This window comes from Mucilaginibacter sp. P1_D10 (genome assembly GCF_056406215.1).
Genome location: NZ_JBFUAP010000008.1, coordinates 86,782 through 108,430 on the forward strand (window position 1 = coordinate 86,782; position 21,649 = coordinate 108,430).

General features: G+C 47.6%; 17 protein-coding genes. 3 read left to right on the plus strand and 14 right to left on the minus strand.

The window, feature by feature from the left end; genetic code table 11:
• Window positions 1–3: 3 nt before the first annotated feature.
• The 6 genes from AC1DYT_RS14470 to AC1DYT_RS14495 form a co-directional block, all read right to left on the minus strand.
• On the minus strand, window positions 4–2,394 hold the full coding sequence (locus AC1DYT_RS14470; protein WP_477470290.1) for a T9SS type B sorting domain-containing protein: 2,391 nt from the start codon (window positions 2,392–2,394) through the stop codon (window positions 4–6).
• Window positions 2,395–2,755: 361 nt separating this feature from the next.
• Complete coding sequence (locus tag AC1DYT_RS14475; RefSeq protein ID WP_477470291.1) at window positions 2,756–2,968, minus strand: hypothetical protein; 213 nt, start codon at window positions 2,966–2,968, stop codon at window positions 2,756–2,758.
• A 203-nt stretch (window positions 2,969–3,171) separates the two neighbouring features.
• Window positions 3,172–5,445 (minus strand): Tex family protein, encoded by a 2,274-nt coding sequence (locus AC1DYT_RS14480; protein ID WP_477470292.1) that lies wholly within the window; start codon window positions 5,443–5,445, stop codon window positions 3,172–3,174.
• A 160-nt stretch (window positions 5,446–5,605) separates the two neighbouring features.
• Window positions 5,606–6,214 carry a GIN domain-containing protein gene (locus AC1DYT_RS14485; RefSeq protein ID WP_477470293.1) on the minus strand — a complete coding sequence of 203 codons (609 nt, stop codon included), beginning with the start codon at window positions 6,212–6,214 and terminating at the stop codon, window positions 5,606–5,608.
• 223 nt (window positions 6,215–6,437) lie between these two features.
• Window positions 6,438–8,621 carry a hypothetical protein gene (locus AC1DYT_RS14490; protein WP_477470294.1) on the minus strand — a complete coding sequence of 728 codons (2,184 nt, stop codon included), beginning with the start codon at window positions 8,619–8,621 and terminating at the stop codon, window positions 6,438–6,440.
• 119 nt (window positions 8,622–8,740) lie between these two features.
• Window positions 8,741–11,200 carry a TonB-dependent receptor gene (locus AC1DYT_RS14495; protein WP_477470295.1) on the minus strand — a complete coding sequence of 820 codons (2,460 nt, stop codon included), beginning with the start codon at window positions 11,198–11,200 and terminating at the stop codon, window positions 8,741–8,743.
• A gap of 123 nt (window positions 11,201–11,323) precedes the next feature.
• Between AC1DYT_RS14495 and AC1DYT_RS14500 the strand changes: the two genes are divergently transcribed.
• Entirely contained in the window at window positions 11,324–11,980 is a 657-nt protein-coding gene (locus tag AC1DYT_RS14500; RefSeq protein ID WP_477470296.1) for a metal-dependent transcriptional regulator, read from the plus strand.
• 16 nt (window positions 11,981–11,996) lie between these two features.
• Here AC1DYT_RS14500 and AC1DYT_RS14505 read toward each other — a convergent pair whose 3' ends face one another.
• Together AC1DYT_RS14505 and AC1DYT_RS14510 are read right to left on the minus strand one after the other, a co-directional pair.
• Entirely contained in the window at window positions 11,997–12,230 is a 234-nt protein-coding gene (locus AC1DYT_RS14505) for a hypothetical protein (RefSeq protein ID WP_477470297.1), read from the minus strand.
• Window positions 12,231–12,336: 106 nt separating this feature from the next.
• Window positions 12,337–12,555 carry a zinc ribbon domain-containing protein YjdM gene (locus tag AC1DYT_RS14510; protein WP_477470298.1) on the minus strand — a complete coding sequence of 73 codons (219 nt, stop codon included), beginning with the start codon at window positions 12,553–12,555 and terminating at the stop codon, window positions 12,337–12,339.
• A gap of 165 nt (window positions 12,556–12,720) precedes the next feature.
• Between AC1DYT_RS14510 and AC1DYT_RS14515 the strand changes: the two genes are divergently transcribed.
• Window positions 12,721–15,156: a hypothetical protein gene (locus AC1DYT_RS14515; RefSeq protein ID WP_477470299.1), complete on the plus strand. Its 2,436-nt coding sequence runs from the start codon at window positions 12,721–12,723 to the stop codon at window positions 15,154–15,156.
• A 79-nt stretch (window positions 15,157–15,235) separates the two neighbouring features.
• On the opposite strand, the gene AC1DYT_RS14520 is transcribed toward AC1DYT_RS14515, so the two are convergent.
• The 3 genes from AC1DYT_RS14520 to AC1DYT_RS14530 all read right to left on the minus strand — a co-directional run bounded on the left by AC1DYT_RS14520 (window position 15,236) and on the right by AC1DYT_RS14530 (window position 16,921).
• Window positions 15,236–15,616, minus strand: coding sequence for a PIN domain-containing protein (locus AC1DYT_RS14520; protein ID WP_477470300.1), 381 nt, complete (start codon window positions 15,614–15,616; stop codon window positions 15,236–15,238).
• Complete coding sequence (locus AC1DYT_RS14525; protein WP_477470301.1) at window positions 15,617–15,841, minus strand: hypothetical protein; 225 nt, start codon at window positions 15,839–15,841, stop codon at window positions 15,617–15,619. It abuts the gene before it with no gap.
• 96 nt (window positions 15,842–15,937) lie between these two features.
• Window positions 15,938–16,921: a pyruvate dehydrogenase complex E1 component subunit beta gene (locus tag AC1DYT_RS14530; RefSeq protein ID WP_477457400.1), complete on the minus strand. Its 984-nt coding sequence runs from the start codon at window positions 16,919–16,921 to the stop codon at window positions 15,938–15,940.
• Between the two features lie 310 nt (window positions 16,922–17,231).
• On the opposite strand from AC1DYT_RS14530, the gene AC1DYT_RS14535 reads away from it, so the two are divergent.
• Entirely contained in the window at window positions 17,232–19,103 is a 1,872-nt protein-coding gene (locus AC1DYT_RS14535) for a DUF4153 domain-containing protein (RefSeq protein ID WP_477470302.1), read from the plus strand.
• Here the strand turns inward: AC1DYT_RS14535 and AC1DYT_RS14540 are convergent.
• From AC1DYT_RS14540 to AC1DYT_RS14550, 3 genes are all read right to left on the minus strand, one after another.
• Window positions 19,100–19,801 carry a peptidoglycan DD-metalloendopeptidase family protein gene (locus AC1DYT_RS14540; protein ID WP_477470303.1) on the minus strand — a complete coding sequence of 234 codons (702 nt, stop codon included), beginning with the start codon at window positions 19,799–19,801 and terminating at the stop codon, window positions 19,100–19,102. The genes AC1DYT_RS14535 and AC1DYT_RS14540 overlap by 4 nt on opposite strands.
• A gap of 5 nt (window positions 19,802–19,806) precedes the next feature.
• A complete protein-coding gene (gene rbfA, locus AC1DYT_RS14545; protein ID WP_477457397.1) occupies window positions 19,807–20,187 on the minus strand; it encodes a 30S ribosome-binding factor RbfA in 381 nt (126 codons plus the stop codon).
• 235 nt (window positions 20,188–20,422) lie between these two features.
• Window positions 20,423–21,649 (minus strand): ABC transporter permease, encoded by a 1,227-nt coding sequence (locus tag AC1DYT_RS14550; RefSeq protein WP_477470304.1) that lies wholly within the window; start codon window positions 21,647–21,649, stop codon window positions 20,423–20,425.

Below are 21,649 nucleotides of genomic sequence, written 5' to 3' on the forward strand. Positions count from 1 at the left end.
GGTTTACCTTAAGATGGTGACGTATCCGCTGAGTTTTTGGTTTTTGAAACCAAGATCGATCACGTAATAATAGGTGGAGGCCGGCAAAGCTTTGCCGTTCTGTGTGCCGTTCCAGGCGGTTTGGTACCCACGCGATTGGAACACCTGGCTGCCATAACGATTATAAATATTTACAATGCAATTAGGGTAACTTGCAATGCCGCTGATGTTCCATACATCATTCGTTCCATCGTCGTTTGGTGTAAAGGTGTTTGGCGCTGTAACCTGCTTTACAACATACACGGTTATAGGTTGGCTGTGTGCCGGCGTACTGCAGATGGCTGTAGGGGTAGCCGTACAAGTTACGATATCGCTGTTTGTGAAATCATTGCTTGCGAAAACCGCGCTGTTGTCTCCCGCAGGGCTACCATTGATATACCACTGGTAAATAACATCGCCAATTGCATCCTGCACTGTGGCTGTAAAAGTAATTGTGGTTCCTTCCAATACCGAATTTACCGAAGCCACGATGCTTACCGAGGGTGTTTGCGGCGTTACCAAATCTACAGTTAGCACATTAGAGGGCACTGGATAATTTGCAAGGCAATTATCATCGGTATTGGTGACGGTGCAGCTAACCACATCGCCTTTTTTCAGCAACGTGCTCACCAACTTATCGCTATTGGTGCCTGCATTTGCATTGTTTACTTTCCATTGATAACCTGGATGGGCGCCCCCGTTTTGTACGCTGGCTGTAAAAGTGATGGTACCACCCGCGCATGGCGAGGCATAGCTGGCCGAGATATTAACAGAGGGCAACAGCGGCATTACCACTGTAAGCGTTCGCGATACCGGCGTGGCCGATACGTATAAGGGCGGGTTTGCATTTTGAGAAACAGTAATAACTGCGTTCCCTACGCCCATGATATGCACCTTGCCAGCCGGAGAAACCGTAGCAACTGCAGGGTTACTGCTGGTAAAGATTAGGGGTATAACAGCATTTGAGGAGGATGTTTCGGTATCGAAATCGGCATCGCAAACCGTTTTAACGGCAATAGGCGACATATCAACTTCCAAATGCTCTACTACCGTAAGTTGCTGGCTTACCGCGTTGGCTGGATAATAGTTGGCGTTACCCACTTGGTTAGCTGTTATAGTAGTAATGCCCGGCCCTACTAAATGAATTAAGCCATTGGCTGTAGGCACGGCCACAGCGGGATCGCTACTGGTGTAAACAATCGGCGTTTCGGTATTGGTGCTTGTTCCACCCGGATCATAGTTGTTGTTTGCATCTAATTGCGGATCCTGCTGCGAAGGAAGGGTAATGATGGAAGGCTTTAAAGGTGGGGTAGCCTGTACCGCAATGCTTAAGGTTGTGGTGCTGCTGCCGCCACCATTGTAAGCCGTTATGGTATATTCAGTAGCAGGCCAAAGCGCTGTAGGCTGGCCCGAAACTATGCCCGTAGTGGCATCAAAAACAAGGCCCGGCGGCAGTGCCTTATCAATTGTATAGCCCGACACGATTAGCTTTTTCGCGAGACCGGCGGTGCCGACAAATAAATTTCCGCGTCCATCAAGCATTATTCCAATGGGAGAGCCAAAAAAGTTCTGTCCGTTAGGGTCTCCGCTCACTGGTATTATTGTTACGATACCTGCCGGCGACACCCGCTTTATCCGGCCTTCATTTTGGTCGGCAACGTATAAATTCCCGGTTCCGTCTATCCTAAGCTCCCTGGGAAAAGTAAAGCCTGTTGCAAAAGTAGATACATCGCCGGCAGCGTTTATCTTGCGGATAACGCCATTAGACGAGTCGGAAACATACAGGTTACCCGTAGCGTCGATCTCAACAGCGGTTGGGGTAGAAAATGAGACAGATAGCCTGGGCCCATTGGTTTGGGTTCCCCCGCCGGCATAGGTTGTAACCACTCCGGCGGGCGTTATTTTACGTATCAGGTTGTTGGCCTGGTCGGCAACGAAAACATTTCCTGCAATATCAACAGTCAGACCCCGGGGATTGTTAAAGCTTGCGGCGGCCCCGGTGCCATCATTTGCCCCGGGTGTAGGGTTGCCCGCCAAAGTAGATACCAGCCCGCCGGGGGTTATTTTCCTAATCATGTTGTTGGCCTGATCGGCTACATAAATATTACCGGCGGCATCTGCAGCCAATGCATCGGGTGCGTTGAAAGATGCTAATGTTCCCTGGCCATCAGCAGTACCAATGGCTCCGCTTCCGGCGAAAACAGATTGCGCGCCCGGCGCGGTTACCTTGATAATCTGGTTATTGCCCCAATCGGCCACGTAAACAACGCCGGCCGCATTTAAAGCTACGCCGGTAGCGGTAGAAAACCCCGAAGCATAGTCACTTACCTGGCCATAAATAGTGGCGGGTACGGCACCGCCGCTGTTAGTCGGCACAATTGGTGCAATGGGCGCATTGATAAGAAAAACCTGGGGCGTTTGATAGCTGATATTGGGCGGAGGGACAGCTGTTATAACCTGGTCTACAGCAACGCTTGAATTGATTGTTTTTTTGTGTTGAGGCGCAGCATATGTGACACTGTACCGGGGTGCCTGGGCAAAAGCACAATTGAAGCTTAAACACAAGCAGAAAAGTAAAATAAGCCGGTAAGCGCTATAGTGCATCAGGTGTCGGTTCTAACAAATCTATTCCCATAGATACGAAAAAAGCCGGCCAATGGCAAGCCATTGCGCTGATTTACCCACAACGCCGTAAAACGTTTGATGCTCATTCAGATTACAAAAAACAAAGGCGGGGTTATCGCCCAATCGCTTTTGAATTTTTCTTCCCCTCTTCAGCGAGTAATAGCCCATGAATGGACAGGCCGATGATTAACCACACGTTCCGAACGTAAACGGATTTCTCCGTTTTTCTACCAACCAAACATCCCGAAGGGATGAGGAAAGCAATTTCGTTCCATAGGAACGTGTGGTTGGTAGAAATAAAAATGTCAGTTTGCTTACGTTCCATAGGAACGTTTGGTGATTCTGTCTAATGATGGGCTATGACTATTGAGAGGGGGCGGGAGGGGTTGAGCGAGAGCAGGGGTGTGCTAGGTTATGCTTTTGACGGCTAACACACCCCTCCGCCCCTCTCTAGAGGGGAATCGCACAAGCCCCGGCCCGCATTGCGTTTAAAAGCGATTACCCCAGGTTGTCGCCCCGCCTTTTATGCTATTTGAATTTGTTTTTTAAAGCCGCCAGCTTACTCATCATATCCATCTCCGGTTCCGGAGTCGGCTTATTGGCGGGGCGCTGCACAAAGGGTTTTTGTGGCGGGCGATTATCGCGTGGTTTGGCAGCAACCGGCGCTTCGCGCTTCTCGTTCTCTTTCATCGATAGCGAGATGCGCTTGCGGTTGGCGTCAACCTCGGTAACGGTAACTTCTACCTTTTGATGCACCTTCAATACTTCGTTAGGATCTTTGATGTAGCGGTTGGTTATCTGGCTTAAGTGTACCAAACCATCCTGGTGTACGCCGATGTCCACAAATGCGCCGAAGGCAGTGATATTGGTTACGATGCCCGGCAGTTTCATGCCCACCTTTAAATCGTTTATGCCGTTAACACCATCCGTAAAACTGAAGGCTTCGAACTGTTCACGTGGGTCACGGCCGGGCTTGGCCAGCTCGGCCATAATATCGTTTAGGGTAGGTAAGCCTACGGTATCTGTGATATATTTTTGTAGGGGGATAGATTTGCGTAGTTTATCATCGCGCATCAAATCCAGCACTTTGCAGTTTATGTCTTTAGCCATTTGCTCAACCAATGCGTAACGCTCAGGGTGCACTGCGCTGGTATCCAAAGGGTTTTCTGCTCCGCGGATGCGCAGGAATCCGGCGGCCTGTTCGTAAGCCTTATCGCCAAGGCGGGCAACTTTCTTCAATTGGTCGCGGCGTTTAAAGGCGCCGTTTTGGTTGCGGTATTCTACAATGTTTTGCGCCAATTGCGGGCCAAGGCCCGATACGTAAGCTAATATTTGTTTAGATGCCGTGTTCAGCTCTACGCCAACGGCATTTACGCAACTTACAACGGTATCATCAAGCGAGGTTTGTAGTTTATTCTGGTCCACATCGTGCTGGTACTGGCCCACGCCGATTGATTTCGGGTCGATTTTTACCAGCTCTGCCAGTGGGTCCATCAGCCTGCGGCCGATGGAAACCGCGCCACGCACGGTAATATCCTTATCCGGGAATTCTTCCCTTGCCACATCTGATGCGGAATAGATGGATGCCCCGCTTTCGTTCACCATTACGATAACTGCTCCCGGCAAATTCAGGTTACGTACAAACACTTCGGTTTCGCGGCCGGCGGTGCCGTTGCCAATAGCGATGGCCTCTATTTTATATCGTTCGAACAGATGCTGTACGGTTTTCTCTGCTTCTTTGGCCTGCCCTGCGCCCGTGTGTGGGTAAATGGCGGTGTTCTCTAACAATTGCCCCTGCTCATCTAATACTACCAGTTTGCAGCCGGTACGGAAGCCGGGGTCAATGGCCATCATCCGTTTCTGGCCAAGCGGTGCACCCAACAAAAGCTGGCGGGCGTTCTCGGCAAATACGCGGATGGCTTCCTCGTCGGCTTTCTTTTTGGTGAGCAGGCGTATCTCTGTTTCCATCGATGGCTTCAGCAGTCGCTTGTATCCATCGCTGATGGCCAGTCCCACTTGCGACGATGCCCCGTTGCGCCCTTTGATGAATTCGCGCTCTAATAGGTCGATGGCCTCTTCTTCGGTTGGTTTTATATCCAGCCAAAGTATTTCTTCCTTTTCGCCGCGGCGCATGGCCAGTATGCGGTGCGACGGTGCCGATTTCACCGGCTCCGTCCACTCGAAATAGTCTTTGTATTTGATGCCCTCCGTCTCTTTACCATCGGCAACTTTTGATTGGAATGTGCCTTTTTCGGTAAACAGTTCGCGCATTTTGGCGCGGGTTTCGGCATGTTCGCTAATGTATTCAGCAATAATATCGCGTGCTCCGGCCAAAGCTTCTTCGGTGCTCTTTACGCCTTTTTCTTCGTCGATATATTTACCGGCTTCCAGTTCAGGATCGAAGTTCTTTTGCTCCAGCAACACATCTGCCAGTGGTTGCAGGCCTTTTTCGCGGGCTGCCGTTGCTCGGGTTTTGCGTTTGGGGCGGTAAGGCAGGTAAATGTCCTCCAGCAGTACCATGGTTTCGGCGGCGTTTATTTTCGCTTCCAAATCCGGCGTAAGCTTACCCATATCCGTAAGGGATTTCAGGATAGCTTCGCGGCGTTTATCGAGGTCGCGCAGTTGCTGCACCCGGTCGCGGATGGCTGCTACCTGCACCTCGTCGAGGCTGCCGGTTACCTCTTTACGGTAACGGGATATGAAGGGCACGGTTGCGCCCTCATCTAACAAAGCTATTGTTGCGCTTACCTGTTTAGAACTTACAGAAAGCTCCTGAGCTATTTTGATATCGTGATTGATCATACTTTCAATTTCGGACTGCGAAGTTGGCACTCTTTAGCCACAAATCAAATTAGAATTTTTTAAACGAATGTTGATGAGCGGGTTTATTTAAATCAAAAAAGCCCCCGTTTACACGGAGGCCTTTGCTGAACATATATATTGGAATTTACGAAAGTGTTGCTTACAAGGCTGCGGCATCGTTAGCAGCAGCTACGAATTTGTTGGTTACTTTGTCTTGTTTTACAGTGGCAACCAGTTCGCTTTGATTTACGGTTGCAGATTGGTCGTGAGTTAAAGTGTACTCGTTAACGTTACCTTTTATATCTGCTTTGGCGCGATCGTTTACAGTGATGCTTGCTTTGTAAGCATCAAGGTTTAATTGTGCTGATGCGTTGTTGAACAAATCAACATTCAGCTCTATTTTAGACAGGTTGCCGAAAGATTTAACTTGTGAGTTGTCATAAGCAGATATGGCACGCAGATCGGCAGCGGTTACCCAAACCACTAAGGTTTTAGCGTTGTAGGATGCAATGCGCAATACGCCGTTATCGTTTTGCACCATGGCGCTTTCTGCGTAGTATTTGTTGTAAACCTTTACCTGGTCGGCTGTGCCGTCTGATACGAACAGTTGCACGTTACCGCGGATCTCGATTTTTTTGATCTGACTTACGTTAGTCAGCACGGTGCTCACTTCTTCTTCGGCTTTGTTATTTGTTGCTGCGAAGGTTGTTGATACAGTACCTAAGGCTAAAGTAAGAACGGTTGCTATGGTTAAGATTTGAGTTTTCATGATTATAATATTTTGATTGTGAGTACTTTTTGTGTTTTTCGTTTTATTAAATACACACATATGACGCACCCAAACCACATCCGTTACAGCGGTTTTGGGCCTAATAGATGTATGGCGGGATTATGTCGGTAAACGGCAGAAAAGGGTCGGCGAAAGGGTGGGGGAAAATTGCGATAGGAGGGTGTTCAAATCATAGCGATGGGTTTAAACCCATCGCTATGATTTAATTATCAAAGTAGGAGAACGAGTAAGGCTCGTTATGCGGCAGCTTTAGTAACCCTTTTTCTTTGAGATAGTTCATCCATTCTTTGGCCCTTTCATTGGCGTTGCAACTGTATAAGTCACCCGAATGGCATAGCTTTTTAGGAAAGCCCAGGGTGGTTTTAAACGTAAGCTCTAAAAGTTTTACCATTAAATACACTTCGTTGTTTCGCTTCCCGCCGCCGCCACCAACAAAGGCTGTTACAACATTATACTTCAAAATATCATAAACCTTATCGTAGTTTAATTTACCATTGGTATGCAGGTAGGTTACCCCAGCTTTGTTTAGGTAATGGCTGTACACCTCATACTCCGAATGACTGGTATAATAGTTTAGGAATTCCTCCCTGGCTAACGAATCCTCAAAATCAGTAAACGTGAAGCCAAAATCGCTATCTAAAAAAGCGTACTTCTCCCACTTCCAGCTAAAAAAATTAACCGGCTCTAAAAGCTTAACGGCTGTGCCTAATTGCTGATAATTTATTTTTTCCAGTAATTCTTTAACCGCATACTTTAGCGTGTCTTTATTTGTACTGCTTCTCAATATACTATCAAATGCGCCTTTAAAATCCTTAATTCGGTTATCACTGTTTGTGTCGCCAGGCTTCTGCGCCTTATTAACATCGCTTTTACCGGATTGGGTAAGCGCTATAGCCCTTGGCAGTTGTATAACAACGTCGTTATCAACAGGCCTCAAAGCGTTAAGGCGTTCCAGGGTTGGGTTGCCGGTTTTTACAAACTTTAGCAGGTAATTATAGCCTGTGCCGCTGATGGACAGATCATGGTATAGCTTAGATTTCTTTAAATAGAGGTTCAATTGAGTTTTATCGGCAATAATTTTGCTCCAATTTTTAGAATAGAATATATCGATTATCCTCCCGGCGGAATGCGTATAATGAAAATCCTGCTCGTACAAAAGGCTCCAATACTCAAAAGCGGTAATATCTTTTAACGATAGGCTGACAACGATTTTATCCTCCAATTGCCTCCTTTTCGCGAAAGATAGCTCGCCTCGCAACATTTGCACTAACTGCCTTAAGCTCTCCGTACCTTTAAAATCAATGTTGTTACGCTTACAATAATCCGTTAACAAAACCATTTGCTTTAAAAACCGATAAGGAAAGGAGGGTAATTCTCCATTTGCATCTATGGATGCCTTATTATAGTTATCGGCTAATTTGATGACCTCTGCCGGATTGCAGGTAGTTAAATATATAAAAGCATTCATCGCGGCCGTATCTGTTTCCGATTGTAGTCGTTCAAAGTAAGACGCAATCCGCAAAGGTGGCGCTGCCTTTATCCCGGAATTCATAAAAACATTTTTAGTTGCATCCCATTGAAACGCCTCATAGTTTTTTGCAAAAAAAATTAGCAAATTTTCTCTCGAGGGTAAAAAAAACTCTTTTTCAATGTGATGCGTTATTTCGCCCTTTTCGTTCCGAACGCCGACATCAACCCCTGTGAGCAGTTGAAGCAAATTAATATAATCAGCCGCATCGTTATGATATTCATCAAAGCGGTATCTGTTGCGGTAAAGCCGGGCTGCAATTTTATAAAGTGCGTAATTATCTTTTAAGCCAATAAGCATGTCGATCTCACCATCCTTAAGCCATGGCAAGTTTAAGAGCCTATCCGCTGCCCGGTGCAAGTCGCCATTTCGTAAATAAGTAAGCTCAAGCGCTTCGATTTGAACATCCCGGCGGCTCATTGGGGTCAGCAAGAACACGTCTGCGTCTGCATCGAAAGTTATTTTATCAAGATTCGCGTCTGTAAATTTTAGCCACTCTGCAGCCGAAGTTTTGGGATCAAGGTTAATCTCGCTTTGCAAAAAGGAGACGTTTTCAGTTATGAGATCCAGGGCTACATCTTTTTGGCGGGGCTTGAGTATATGATAACCTAAAAACCGGGTTACCCGGCTGGTATCGTCAAGATAAGGTGCAATGGTCAAGAGGGCCGTTTTATTGCCATTCCTTAGCACTTTGCCAATGCTATCTAATTTGCTGCCGTCAAATTGCGGGGCCAGTTTAAATGAGGCCTGTACAGCATCCTTAAAAAAAGGCAGTTTTGCAGTGTCCTTAATGGTTATTTGCGCCAGGCAGCAAACAGGCAGGGCAATTATGGCAAAGATGATTATAAATGTTTTCAACGGCGGCTAAGGTGTTTGTTAAATATACACAAGATGCCGGGTTTACCCATTTTCCATAAGCCCCCAAATATTTTGAGCAAATTAAAGGCTCCCCCTTCAGGGGGTCGGGGGGCCTGGGCCTAAAACGGCACAATCACTTTCACGCTCAAATTCCTCCCGATGTTGTATATGCCCAGCCTGCCGTTTGGCGAGGCATTGTAGTATTCGAAATATTTGAGCCGGTTGAGGTTTGATTGATAAGCCACATCAAAAAGGTTATCGGCCTGCAAAAACAAATCGAACAGAGGCTTGCCGCCTTTACGGCCCACCGTTGTGCTGATACCGGTATTGATTAGGGTATATCCCGGCGTGGCGGTTTCGGTATTATGGAGGGCATAGAAGCGGTGTTGCGCTGAATAGATATCCGCCTCTGCACGGAAGCTTACCTTGCTGAATATGCCATATACACCCTGCAACTTAATGCCCACCTGCGAGCGCACATGCAGCGGCGGGATAAAGGGCAGGTATTTGGCGGCACCGTTGCTTTGGGCAACCAGCTTGTCATTCTGGTTTAGGCCCACTACATAAGCCAGGCTGTTGTTAAACGACAGCCACTTTAAGTTATGCGGATGCAGGTTTAACGTAAACTCTGCTCCGTAAAGCCGCGCTTTCGACTGCTGGTATTGGTAGGTGCTATTGCCGGGCACGATAACAACGGGGTTGCCATCGGCATCATCAAGCCGCGACTGGTAAATGTAGTTTTGCACCTGATTGTTGAATAGTTCGGCGGTAATGTCGGCATCTTTAAGGTAAGCAATAATGCCCAAATCTTCCTGCAAATTAAACTCGGGCACAAAGCTGCGGTTACCCAGGTAAACGATGTGCGCGCCAGGGTCGAGCCCGTTGCTGCCAATTTCGGTAATGTTGGGTGCGCGGTAACCGCGTGCAATGTTGGCCTTCAGCAACAACCGCTCGTTCAGGTTATAAGTGAGGCCTATACTGCCCGATATACCATGGTAGTTGTGATTAAAATTGGGGAACTGTAGCCGACCGCCGGGCGTATTGGCCGCAACGCGTTGCTCAAAACCGTTGCCCGGGTTTGGCCCCACATAAAAATCGTCCCAGCGGATGTTGCGGGTATCGTACCGTATCCCGCCGGATATATCTGCCTGCCCGATGGTTTTTTTGGCGAAGAAGAAGGCTCCCGCATCGAACAGGTTATAATCGGGTATCGGGAAATCAGTTGCCGCTTTGCTGCGGTTAGTCTGGTAAATGCCATTGAGACCAAAGCTGGTTTCCAAACCGGCAAAAACAGGGGGGCTGTACCGTAAATCGTAATTCAGGGTATTCAGCGTAACATACAGCCCTGCCTGCTGCGGCTGCGTGGGGTGATTATACTCGCGGCGTACGCTTTGCTGCCCACCTAAGGACGCATTCAAAATACCATCGCCCAGTTTAAACTCGTTTTTGCTGTAGATGCGGTAATGCTGAATGTGTTGATGCAACGCTGTTATAGCGTATGATTTTAGCAGGTCTTCGGGCGCAAAAGGGCGGTTTTTGATATCGTCGTTCGGGCCTTCGGCAACCTGTTTGGTAAATTTACGGGTAAGCGAATCGCGGCTGCCATCGGGTATTTCCTGCTGGTTATTGTACATGGTGGCCGCCAGTTGCGAATAGCCCCACTTTTTATCGGTACGCAACATGCCCGAGAGGATATACTCCCGAAAAGCGGAGTTGTATACCGGCCCGTCTATCTTGTTCTGGTAATTATGTGCCATTTTGCCCGTCGCGCGGAAAGCGTATTTCCAGTCGGCTTTTTTGTAGGATAGCCCTACCGACGAGCCGACGAGCCCGTTATTGCTATGGTAATCGGCAATCCAATCGCCATTCAGCTTGCCGTCATCCCCATTAGGGATATAGGGTATCAGGTTGATAACCCCGGCCAGCGCATCCGAGCCGTAGGTGAGGCTGGCCGGGCCCTTAATTACTTCGGCGCGGGTAATGCCGTATTGATCTATCTCTATGCCGTGCTCATCGCCCCATTGCTGCCCTTCCTGGCGTATGCCATCGTACAAAGTAAGCACCCGGTTATAGCCCAACCCCCTGATGAATGGCTTGGAAATATTTGGCCCCGTGGTAACCGCCGTAACGCCCGGCACGCCTTTGATAATGGCGTCGATGATGTTATTGTTTACATGCTGGTCTATCTCTTTTTTGTTCATTACCACAATGGGCACCGGGTTGCTGCGTAGCTGCGTAGCGCGCGATACGCCGGTTACCACCACTTCGTTCAACTGAGCGTTGCCTTCTTTTAAGTCGGCGCTGAGGGATGATGCTGCGCCATCGGTTATGGTAGCCTTGCTGCGCTCCGGATAATAGCCCAGGCTGCTGAACACCACCTGGTATTGGCCTGCGGGTAGATTGTTGATTTGGTAGTGCCCCTGTTCATCGGTTTTAGCGCCATGCCTGGTGCCTGCAATCGTTACGGTGGCGTAAGCCAGGGGGGCATTATTGGCAGTTACCTTGCCGGTTAAACTCCCATTTTGGGCGAAAGCAGTTGATACACAAAGCAAATATATAGCAAGTATTAGATAGCGCATTCGGTATTATTTTGTACAAACGTATCAATAAAAATTGAGTAATTAAATAAATAAAATTAGGCAAGACTAATTTTATTTACAACGAATGTTTTTTGTTTATGTTTGTACAAGCCAATATTTGCCATGCACACGCTATCAGAAGAAAATTATCTTAAATGCATTTACCGCCTTTGGCAGGACAAGGGGGAGAAGATTACCCCCACCGCCATTGCCGAGTGGCTGGGCAACAACCCGGCATCGGTAGTAGATATGATACGTAAGCTTACCGATAAGCAACTCATTGTTTACGATAAAAAGAAGGGCGTTGAGCTTACCCCGCAGGGGCAAAAGGATGCTGCGCTCATCGTACGCAGGCACCGCCTTTGGGAGGTTTTTTTATTGGAGAAGTTGGGTTACCACTGGGACGAGATACACGACATTGCCGAGGACCTGGAGCATATTAAAGATGCCACCCTGGCCGACAGGCTGGATAAGTTCCTGGGGTTCCCGGAGTACGACCCGCATGGCGACCCAATACCTAAGGCCAACGGCAAAATGGCCAAGCGCCACTCCATTACCCTTGCCGATGTTAAGCCCGGCACGCATTGCCGCGTAGCTGCTGTTAAAGATACAACGAGTGCTTTTTTGCAATACCTGCAAAAGCTGGATATCAGCATCGGCACAAAAATTCAATTGATAGAAAAAATACCCTTCGATGGGTCGCTGGTGATAAGCATAGCAGGCGGCGAGCGCACTACGGTTTCGCAAAAATTCGGGGAAAATATACTGACGGATATTTAGAGGCTGGGGCCGGGGCTTATTGGTCCAGGTGGTTTTCAGAGCCTTCTTCCTGCTCTTTATGCTGGTATTTGTATTTCATAATTACCAGTATAGTAGCCGCGCTGAACATAAGGGTTGGGATAACCGCGATGACCAAACGCCAGGTTTGGTGCGAATCGATAGCCTTGTTAATGGAATTTACGCCCACCGCAACCATCCCGATGAATATCATCAGCGGTACAATTAGTTTGCGGTTCTCGGGTGTTGCCATTATTTAAAGTTACACAAAAAACAATATAATTAATATTAATTTAACAGATAAAGTTAGTTAACAGCATTATACGGTTCCGTGCCGGGGTAAAACGCTCCTAAGTAAACTATCTTTTCTTCAAAAATTCGGTGCGCAGCACAATGCTCATACCATCTACTTTGCAATCAACTTCCTCGTCGTTGTCCGTCAACCGGATTTTTTTTACCAGGGTACCCTGCTTAAGCGTGGTGCCGCCGCCTTTTACTTTTAAACTTTTTATCAGCGTTACGCTGTCGCCATCGTTCAATTGGTAGCCGTTGCTGTCTTTTACTATAAAATCGCTCATAGGGCCAACGTTATGTAGATAACTTTAAATGGCTACCCTTCGCGGCTAATCATGCCCGGTGGATATCATGAATTTTATTTGCTGATAGTAATTTCCTAAATTGCTCAAAATCAGCAACCCAATTGCTGATAGCCAATTATCAAAAATGCCTAAACTACGTAGTATATGAAAAATGTACCCGTCTGCCTTGCCTGTATCTTACTCTCGGTTGGCGGTGCCTTTGGGCAAAGCGATAAGCCCGCTACTCTAAAAGACCAGGCAGCGCGGCTGAAGGCTTTTTTCGACCAGCACCAAATAGAGAGGGTTTACCTGCATTTTGATAAGCCGTACTATGCCGCAAGCGATACCATCTACTTTAAAGCCTATGTGGTTGCAGGCGAAAAGAACGCGCTAAGTCAACTAAGCGGCGTTTTGTATGCCGATTTAATCGACCCTCAAAATAAAATCGCCAAAACCATAAAGTTGCCTATTGCAAATGGCCTGGCCTGGGGAGATTTTGCCTTGCCCGATTCTTTGCCTACAGGTAATTACCGCATTCGCGCTTATACTAAATTGATGCAGAACTACGGCAGTGACTTTTTTTTCGATAGGGTGATACCTGTCGCAGCTATCGTAAACAACCCGGCATTGAAACCTCCTTCGCAGTCTAAAAAATCTGACGCTGTTATTGCCGCGCCCGATATCCAATTCTTCCCGGAGGGTGGCGACCTAATAGCGGGTGTGACTTGCAAAGTGGCCTTTAAAGCAATTCTCCCCGCAGGGAACGGCATTAACGTAGCCGGCACCGTATTCAACAAGAATAATGAAGCGGTTGTAAAGTTTGCATCGGCCCATTTAGGGATGGGCGTATTCAGCTTGGTGCCTATTGAGGGGGAAACCTATCATGCCGATGTTTTATACGCCGATGGCCGCAAACAAAGTATTCCCTTACCCGCAGTAAGGGCCGATGGGGTAGCCATGGCTGTTTCAGATTCGGCACAAAAGATATCCGTACACGTTAACCCCTCGCGGGTGTTTTACGAACAGAATAAAAATCAGCCGTTGGGTCTTTTCATCTATTCGGGCGGGCGGCTCACTACCGTTTCAGACGTGATGGACGGGCCGGATATGCGTTTCGATATCAACAAGAGCGGCCTGCGCGCGGGCATTACGCAAATAACGCTGCTATCGGCAACAGGCGAACCTTTGTGCGAACGACTGGTGTTTATTGATAAGGAAGATAAGCTTGCAATCACGGTGAGCCTCGATAAAAAAGCATACAAGCCGCGCGGGCAGGTAAAAGTAAGTATCCATATGGCTGCGGCCGACACCACGGCAAACAAGGCGCATTTTTCAGTAGCGGTAATCGACAGAGGCAAAGTGGTTATTGACGAAAATAAGGCCGAAAACATCCTAACTTACCTGTTGCTCACTTCCTGCCTCAAAGGGAATATTGAAGAGCCGGGATATTATTTTACCGCTACCGATGAAAAAAAGCAAGCAGAATTAGACCTGGTAATGCTCACGCACGGCTACCGCCGGTTTAGCTGGAAGGCATTGCTCCGTAATGAAGTTTTGCCGCCAACCACCCCTGCCGAAAAGGGCTTAAGTATTGCCGGGCTCGCCAAATCCATATGGGGTAAGCCCGTAAAAGACGGAGTGGTTACGCTGGTACCAACCACCGGTGGGGCATTCCTGACGGAAAAGACCGATAATGCGGGCGCCTTCAGCTTTAAAAACATGGCTTTTTATGACAGCACCCGCTTTGTACTAAACGCCGTGAATGCAAAAGGCGGTAATAATACCGAGTTGCTTTACAGACCGGAATTACCGGCACCTATAGCAGATGGGGTTTACTTTGCTGCCGCCGATACTTCGTCGGCAGATATTGTACGGGCATACCTGCAAAGCAGCCAGGGCCGACATAACGATTATCTGAAGTATGATGGCCCGAGCAGGCAACTGAAAGAAGTGGTTATCCGCTCGGTAAAACCGGCTACTTACCGCACCCAAAGCCGGGTAGGCGCAGGCAATGCCGACCAGGTGATACATATGGCGGATATCAAACAAAGCGGCATGCTCTCCGATATTTTAAACGGCAGGCTGCGCGGCGGGGTAAGGTTTGTGAAGGGTGGGCTGGTATCGTCGGTAGACCAAAGCGCCTTATTGATTGTAGTGGATGGCTTAGAGCGGAACGATGGCAGCATCGACGACATCCTCCCATCTGATGTTGAAACCATCGAGCTGCTATCGCCTACAGGAGTAAAGGGGTTGATATACGCCAATGGCGGCCACGGGGTTTTGATAATTACCACTAAACAAGGTGTTGGCCGAGACCCAAAAGACATCCCATCCCGCGGTGTGCTACCGCTCACGGTTACCGGGTTTTACAAAGCCCGCGAGTTTTATGCACCCCGCTACGATGTAATAAACAACCATACCCGCCCCGATCTGCGCAGCACCATGCTCTGGATACCCGAAATCACGACTGATAAGAATGGCGATGCATCTTTCGATTTTTTTAATGCCGATGGTACCGGGAAATACCAAATAATTATAGAAGGAATAACCAATGGGGGTGTTGCAGGTGCAGCGAAACTGATTTATGAGGTAAGGGAGTAGAGAACACAGAGACCCGGTTAACAATGTCGGCCGCCTTATTTAACTGCAGCATAAAGAGCACTACGAAAACACAGTGGGTTTATAATGGATTTATGACTTGGAGGTTAGGCACAAGCGCAAAATGGGCGTCGCGGGTAAAAAGAGGGAGTTGATGTTGTAATGCCACCGCCGCTATCCACATGTCATTTTCAGGGATTAAACTCCCAATTCGCATCAGTTCAGCTTTGATAACCCCATATTGCCTTGCTGTAGTTTCATCAACGGGTAATATAGTACACTTCGTTAAAAACACGGCTATTTGAGACAAATGTTTAGTTGGGTTAACTGCTCTGAATGCGCCTAAATATAATTCGCCTAATGCCGTCGCAGGCAGATAAACAACGGGTTCTTTCTTTATGCGTGCAGATATATTTGCGTCGCCTCTAAAAAGATCGACAACTACGCTTGTATCTAAAACCATTTACTTCCAGTCCTCGGGATTGATATTTCCGCAACTATCGTTTATCGTTTTTTCAATCTGGTCAGCCTCTTCTTTCGACCAGATTCCGATAAATTCATCGAAGTTATTCTTAGGTTTTTCTTTTTTCAAATCATCCACAAGGCGTTCAATTTCCGCCAAAGCAACTTCACTGTCTATTTTTAGTACCTCGTCAATAATATGAAGCTTTCTTGTTTCTGTTAACATAGCTCATCCGTTTTATTCAAATTTAGTCTATAATTTCTGCAAAACAAAAAAAGCCTCCCCAATCGGGAAGGCTTTCAAATATCTGTAGGCTATAAACTATTTAGCCACGTACATTACTTCTTTAACAGCTTTTACCACGCGGTCTGCATTTGGCAAGTACTCTTGTATCAAAGTTGGTGCGTATGGCAAAGGCACATCGCCACCGGTAATGCGCAGGATAGGGGCATCCAGGTAATCGAATGCATCTTTCTGTACTTTGAACGCAATTTCTGTAGCGATTGAACCTAATGGCCAGCTTTCTTCTACAATAACCAAACGGTTTGTTTTCTTAACCGATTCGATGATGCAAGGGTAATCGATAGGGCGCACGGTACGCAGATCGATAACCTCGGCGTGTATGCCTTCTTTTTCCAGTTCGGCGGCAGCGGCGTTAACCACTTTCATTATTTTGCCGAAACCTACCAGGGTAACATCGGTACCTTCTTTGGTTATGGCTGCTTTGCCTATTGGGATGTAATATGTTTCTTCGGGTACTTCGCCTTTATCGCCGTACATCACTTCCGATTCCATGAAGATACAAGGATCCGGGTCGATGATACATGATTTTAATAACCCTTTTGCATCGGCAGGGTTTGATGGTACAACCACCTTTAAGCCCGGGCAGTTGGCATACCAGTTTTCGAAGCACTGGCTGTGCTGCGAGCTAAGCATACCTGCGTTGCCTGTTGGCCCGCGAAATACAATTGGCACCGAGAACTGGCCGCCGCTCATGCTCATTATTTTTGCTGCGCCGTTAATGATCTGGTCGATAGCAACGAGCGAGAAGTTGAACGTCATGAACTCTATAATAGGTTTCAAACCGTTCATGGCCGAGCCTATGCCTATACCGGCAAAACCCAATTCAGAGATGGGTGTATCTATTACGCGTTTGGCGCCAAACTCATCCAACATGCCCTGGCTTACTTTGTAGGCTCCGTTGTATTCGGCAACCTCTTCGCCCATTAGGTACACGTTTTCGTCTGTGCGCATTTCTTCCTGCATGGCTTCCCTAAGCGCTTCTCTGAATTGTATTTCTCTCATTATTATTTAAAATGAAGTTTTTGCGATGGCAAATATAATCAAAATGTGGAAAATGCAATCAGCCGCCAGGGAAATCGCGTTTAAAATAATATGCGAGAGGGGCTTGTGCGATTCCCCTCTTGAGAGGGGTGGAGGGGTGTGTTGGCGTTAAAAGCATAGTCGAACACACCCCTGCCACCGCACTTTCCATCGCACCCCCTCTCAAGAGGGGAATCAAAAACCTAAATGCGATTTCCCTAAATCAGCCGCGCAATACACTTATTGTTTATCTATTATTTGTTACATTGCCCTAACCAAAACCCGTTCCCCAATGAAATTCCCATCGGTAAAAAACTTGTTCCAAAGCGTAGGCCTAACCGTGGAGCGATTCCCCTTCGAATCGATATTCGCGCTCGCCGGCACCGTAGCTGCAACCATCAAAATAGAGCTTACCTACACCAGCCGCATACAGGAAAACTGGAGCCTCCGCGCTATCTTGGTGGCCAACCTGGGTTTGCTGCTCAGCCTTGCGGCAACGCTGCTTACCGAGAGCAAGGGCATCGCAGGGAGCAAAAAATTGCTCATCCGCATAGCCACGGCCATTGTTGCCTGCCTGTTTATCTTCATCATCAACCCCGGCGAGCATGGGTCAGACCATATACGCTTCATGCTGCTCAGCCTCTCGTTCCACTTACTGGTGGCATTTGCGGCCTTTACGGATAAAGGGCACATCAATGGTTTCTGGCAGTTCAATAAAACGCTTTTCTTGCGGTTCTTGACCAGCGCATTATATGGCATCGTGCTTTTCGCGGGCCTCTCGGCGGCAATTGGTGCCATGAATTTTTTGTTTAATTTTAAATTTGAATGGGATACCTTCTCTATTCTTTTCACCTGGATAGTGGGCATCTTCAGCACCCTGTTCTTCCTGGCCGGTGTGCCCGGTGATTTCGAGAGCCTTGAAACAGACGATAGTTACCCCAAAGGCCTCAAAATTTTCACCCAATACGTGCTGATTCCGCTGGCTACGGTTTATGTAGCTATACTGCTGGCTTACGAGGTAAAGATATTGCTGCAATGGGAACTGCCCAAGGGCCTGGTATCAAACCTGATATTGGGCTATGCCGTGTTCGGCATCCTCTCGTTGCTGCTGGTTTACCCCATCCGCGAGCGCGAAGAAAATAAATGGCTCAAAACCTATGCGCGTTACTTTTATTTTTTGCTCATCCCTCTGCTGGGCTTGTTGTTCGCCGCGGCGGGTACGCGCATATTGAGGTACGGCATTACCGAAATGCGTTACTTTTTGATCATGCTTGCTATTTGGCTGCTGTTTATAACCCTTTACTTCCTCATCGCCAAAAAGCAAAGCATCAAAATCATACCCATATCCTTATCGCTACTGATATTGCTATCGGCCTACGGCCCGCAAAGCGCGTTCACGGTGGCTATGCGTTCGCAGCAAAGGGTATTGACAGGCTTATTTAAAAAATATATGGCATTTGATAAAGACCAGCTGATGCCCGTAGACAGCAACAAAATAAAACCCACAGATGCATCGCAGGCGGTTGCTACCATAGATTACCTTATCGACAAACACGGGTTATCGTCCCTGCAGCCTTTTTTTAAGCGAGACCTGGATAAAGTACACGATTCGCTTGCCGTTAAAAAAACCACCGGCAACATAGTGGTGAACGTATCTGAATGGGAGCTACGCTGGCGACAGCTGGATTGGGTACAAAATAAGCTTGGGTTGCATAAGTTTTCGCAATACAGCGATTATACGACCGTAGACACCGCAGTTTCTGCAGCAAGAACCTATGTTTTTAAAATCAAAAATCCAGTTGCTCTCGATATAAAAGGCTACGATTTCATTGCAGCAGAGAATAAGACCGACGACGACACCACAACCTACACTATCAATACCAACACTTGCAGGCAAATAATTACCAACTATTCCTATTCACTGCAAATTGATGGGCAAACCGCATACTTTGGTGTGTTGAAAAACTTAAAAGAAATTGTAGCCCATAACCGGGGCAAGGCTAATGACAGAGAGCGCATACTGCCCGATAGCATGCTCACCTTTACCAGAAAGATAAAAGGTTATACCGTGACTTTTAAAATTAAGCAAGCAATTTTTGGCACAGATGGCGGCGAGTTTGCCATCGAATCGATAGATGCCGACTACCTGGTGAAAAAGGATTAAATCAACAGGCCGGAAGCCTTTAATATGATCGCAGGGTTGGGGATATTCTGCAGCAGCAGTTCCTTTTCCGAATACTTACCCACGCCCGGATAATCGCCTTTGGCATCTCCTATATCCAGCATCAACTGAAAGTGGAGGTGCGGCGGCCAATGCCCGTTTTCGGTAGCATCACCCAGCGTGGCAATATGTTGGTTAGTGTCAATGTGGCGCCCCACTGCTAATCCCGCAAGGCTTGTCCGGCTCAGATGCCCGTACAGGCTATAGAGGTTAAAGCCATCCAAATTATGTTGCAGAATGATGGTTGGCCCATAATCGCCAAAGTTGTCGTTATTCTGAAAGCTATGGATAATGCCCGCCAGCGGCGAGTAGATTGGTGTGCCGGCATCGCCCCAAATATCAACGCCCAGGTGCAGGCGGCGGGGTTCGTCCGCGGTATCGAAATGCGCGCTGCGGGCGTAAATGGTACGGTGCTCCATATAACCGCCAATGGCGTAACGGGCTTTACTCTCCAGAAGCTTTTTATCGATGTAGCGGCTAAAAGCCTCCGTATCGGCAACCATGTCCGGGTCCAGCTCGGTATTGGCCGCAGTCAAATCCAGCGGGAATAGCTTGTCGGTACCGGCATCAAAATCCACAACTTTGCCAACAACACCTTTGTATGTACCAAGGCATGCGGCTAATTTTTCGGTAGCACCCATAGGGTTTAGCTTTCTTCGGTAGTATCAGGCTGGCGCTCTTCCTTGCTTATTTTGTCGAATATCTTATCCATACGCTCTACGTATTCGCTGGTATCGTCTACAAAAAATTCCAGCTGAGGTATTACGCGCACCTGGTCTTTGATGCGGGCACCAAGCTTATAGCGTATTTCTGATGCGTGCAGCTTAATGGTGGCCAATGCGTGTGCATTATCGGTGCCGTTAAAAAAACTGAGGAAGATGCGTGCGATGGCCAGATCGGGCGTTACGCGTACTTTGGTAATAGTTACCAGTGTGTTGGGCAGGTAGTTCATGCCCTCGCGTTGAAATATAGCGGCCAGGTCCTGTTGGATTACCCCGGCAAATTTTTGCTGACGTTTTGATTCCATGATGATTGATAACGCCGGTTAGGCAAATGAGTTTGAATTATTATATGTATTGCGAGGTAAAAAGCTAAAGCTAATAAATTTGGGGACTGATTGCATTGATTTTTTTTGATTTCACCGATTACACCGATTTTTTTGATTTCACCGATTAGAATGATTTTTTGGTGTTGGTGATTTGCGCTTTGCCAACATAAGCGTATGGAATAACGATGAGAACTATTCACCACTCACCGCCTCCCTACAAATCCTGCTTTATATCGTCCAATCTTTTCACGCTCAGGCTGGCGCTTATGCCAGATGCTATCACTGCTATAACAAATACAGTTACAAATACCAACAAATAATCACTGGCTTTAAAGGCTACTGGGTATGCATCCAATACCAACATCTTGCCCCCCATTTTGATGAGGCTGAACTGTAGCTGGATAAGACAGATTATGGATCCGAGGATAATGCCGCCGGCACAGCCTATCATCGATATCATCATCCCCTCGAAGAAAAAGATACCCCGTATTAATGGTTTACCCGCCCCCAGGCTGGTGAGGATGGCTATATCTTTCCGCTTATCTATCACCAGCATGGTGAGCGAGCCGATGATATTGAATATGGCGATAATGAGTACGAATACCAATATCATAAATATCGACCATCGTTCGTAATTGATGGTTTTATACAAGCCGGTATTCTGCTCCTTACGGTTCTTCACTACGTAGCCGTTGCCTAGCTTTTCCTGTATGTCGGCCTGCGCATCATCTATATCGGTGCCGGGGTTCAGGTTTATTTCTACGGATGATACTTTTACGGGTTCTTCCAGCAAATCGCGCGCAAACTCTATGGGGGTAACCACCATGTCGTTAAAATCCTGCTGTACCGAAAACACCCCCGATGGCGTGATGGGCCGGTAAATAAAATCGCTCAGGGGGTTATTGGCACTGCCGGCGGCGCGGCGCGGCGAGTATATCTGCAGCGGCGTAAACTGGTCGCGCAGGCTTATGCCCAGGCTACTTTGCACGGTGCTGCCAATTACAGCAAAATAGTACCGCTCGTCTTTTATGGTAAAGGGGGCGGGCTTAACAATGCTATCGAGTTCTTTCTTCTTCAAAAAGTCATCGGTTACGCCTTTTAGGGTGGCAATAAAAGGCTTATCGGCATACCTGATGAGTACTTTATCCTGCAGTACCAGCGTGTAAGAGAATACGCGGCCGTCTTCCTTCAACTGCTTTAATTGGGCGGTATTAGGGTCGAAGGTTTTGCCCTCGCGCGGCTCAATCTTAATCTCGGGCGTAAAATCGCTGTAGAGCGATAGGATCACCTTTTCGAAACCGTTGAACACCGAGAGGATAACGATGAGCGCGCCGCTGGCCACCAGCACGCCGAGCATGGATATACCCGATATGATATTGATGGCGTGCGTCTGTTTTTTGCTGAACAGATACCTTTTGGCTATGTAGATGGAGGTGTTCAA

What these genes read in the sequence shown, in the direction of transcription:
- AC1DYT_RS14525 (WP_477470301.1), bottom strand. Translation starts at nt 15,841, where the DNA reads ATGTTAACAGAAACAAGAAAGCTTCATATTATTGACGAGGTACTAAAA.
- AC1DYT_RS14515 (WP_477470299.1), top strand. Translation starts at nt 12,721, where the DNA reads ATGAAAAATGTACCCGTCTGCCTTGCCTGTATCTTACTCTCGGTTGGC.
- AC1DYT_RS14485 (WP_477470293.1), bottom strand. Translation starts at nt 6,214, where the DNA reads ATGAAAACTCAAATCTTAACCATAGCAACCGTTCTTACTTTAGCCTTA.
- AC1DYT_RS14495 (WP_477470295.1), bottom strand. Translation starts at nt 11,200, where the DNA reads ATGCGCTATCTAATACTTGCTATATATTTGCTTTGTGTATCAACTGCT.
- AC1DYT_RS14505 (WP_477470297.1), bottom strand. Translation starts at nt 12,230, where the DNA reads ATGGCAACACCCGAGAACCGCAAACTAATTGTACCGCTGATGATATTC.
- rbfA (WP_477457397.1), bottom strand. Translation starts at nt 20,187, where the DNA reads ATGGAATCAAAACGTCAGCAAAAATTTGCCGGGGTAATCCAACAGGAC.
- AC1DYT_RS14510 (WP_477470298.1), bottom strand. Translation starts at nt 12,555, where the DNA reads ATGAGCGATTTTATAGTAAAAGACAGCAACGGCTACCAATTGAACGAT.
- AC1DYT_RS14480 (WP_477470292.1), bottom strand. Translation starts at nt 5,445, where the DNA reads ATGATCAATCACGATATCAAAATAGCTCAGGAGCTTTCTGTAAGTTCT.
- AC1DYT_RS14500 (WP_477470296.1), top strand. Translation starts at nt 11,324, where the DNA reads ATGCACACGCTATCAGAAGAAAATTATCTTAAATGCATTTACCGCCTT.
- AC1DYT_RS14530 (WP_477457400.1), bottom strand. Translation starts at nt 16,921, where the DNA reads ATGAGAGAAATACAATTCAGAGAAGCGCTTAGGGAAGCCATGCAGGAA.
- AC1DYT_RS14520 (WP_477470300.1), bottom strand. Translation starts at nt 15,616, where the DNA reads ATGGTTTTAGATACAAGCGTAGTTGTCGATCTTTTTAGAGGCGACGCA.
- AC1DYT_RS14475 (WP_477470291.1), bottom strand. Translation starts at nt 2,968, where the DNA reads ATGGAACGTAAGCAAACTGACATTTTTATTTCTACCAACCACACGTTC.
- AC1DYT_RS14540 (WP_477470303.1), bottom strand. Translation starts at nt 19,801, where the DNA reads ATGGGTGCTACCGAAAAATTAGCCGCATGCCTTGGTACATACAAAGGT.
- AC1DYT_RS14535 (WP_477470302.1), top strand. Translation starts at nt 17,232, where the DNA reads ATGAAATTCCCATCGGTAAAAAACTTGTTCCAAAGCGTAGGCCTAACC.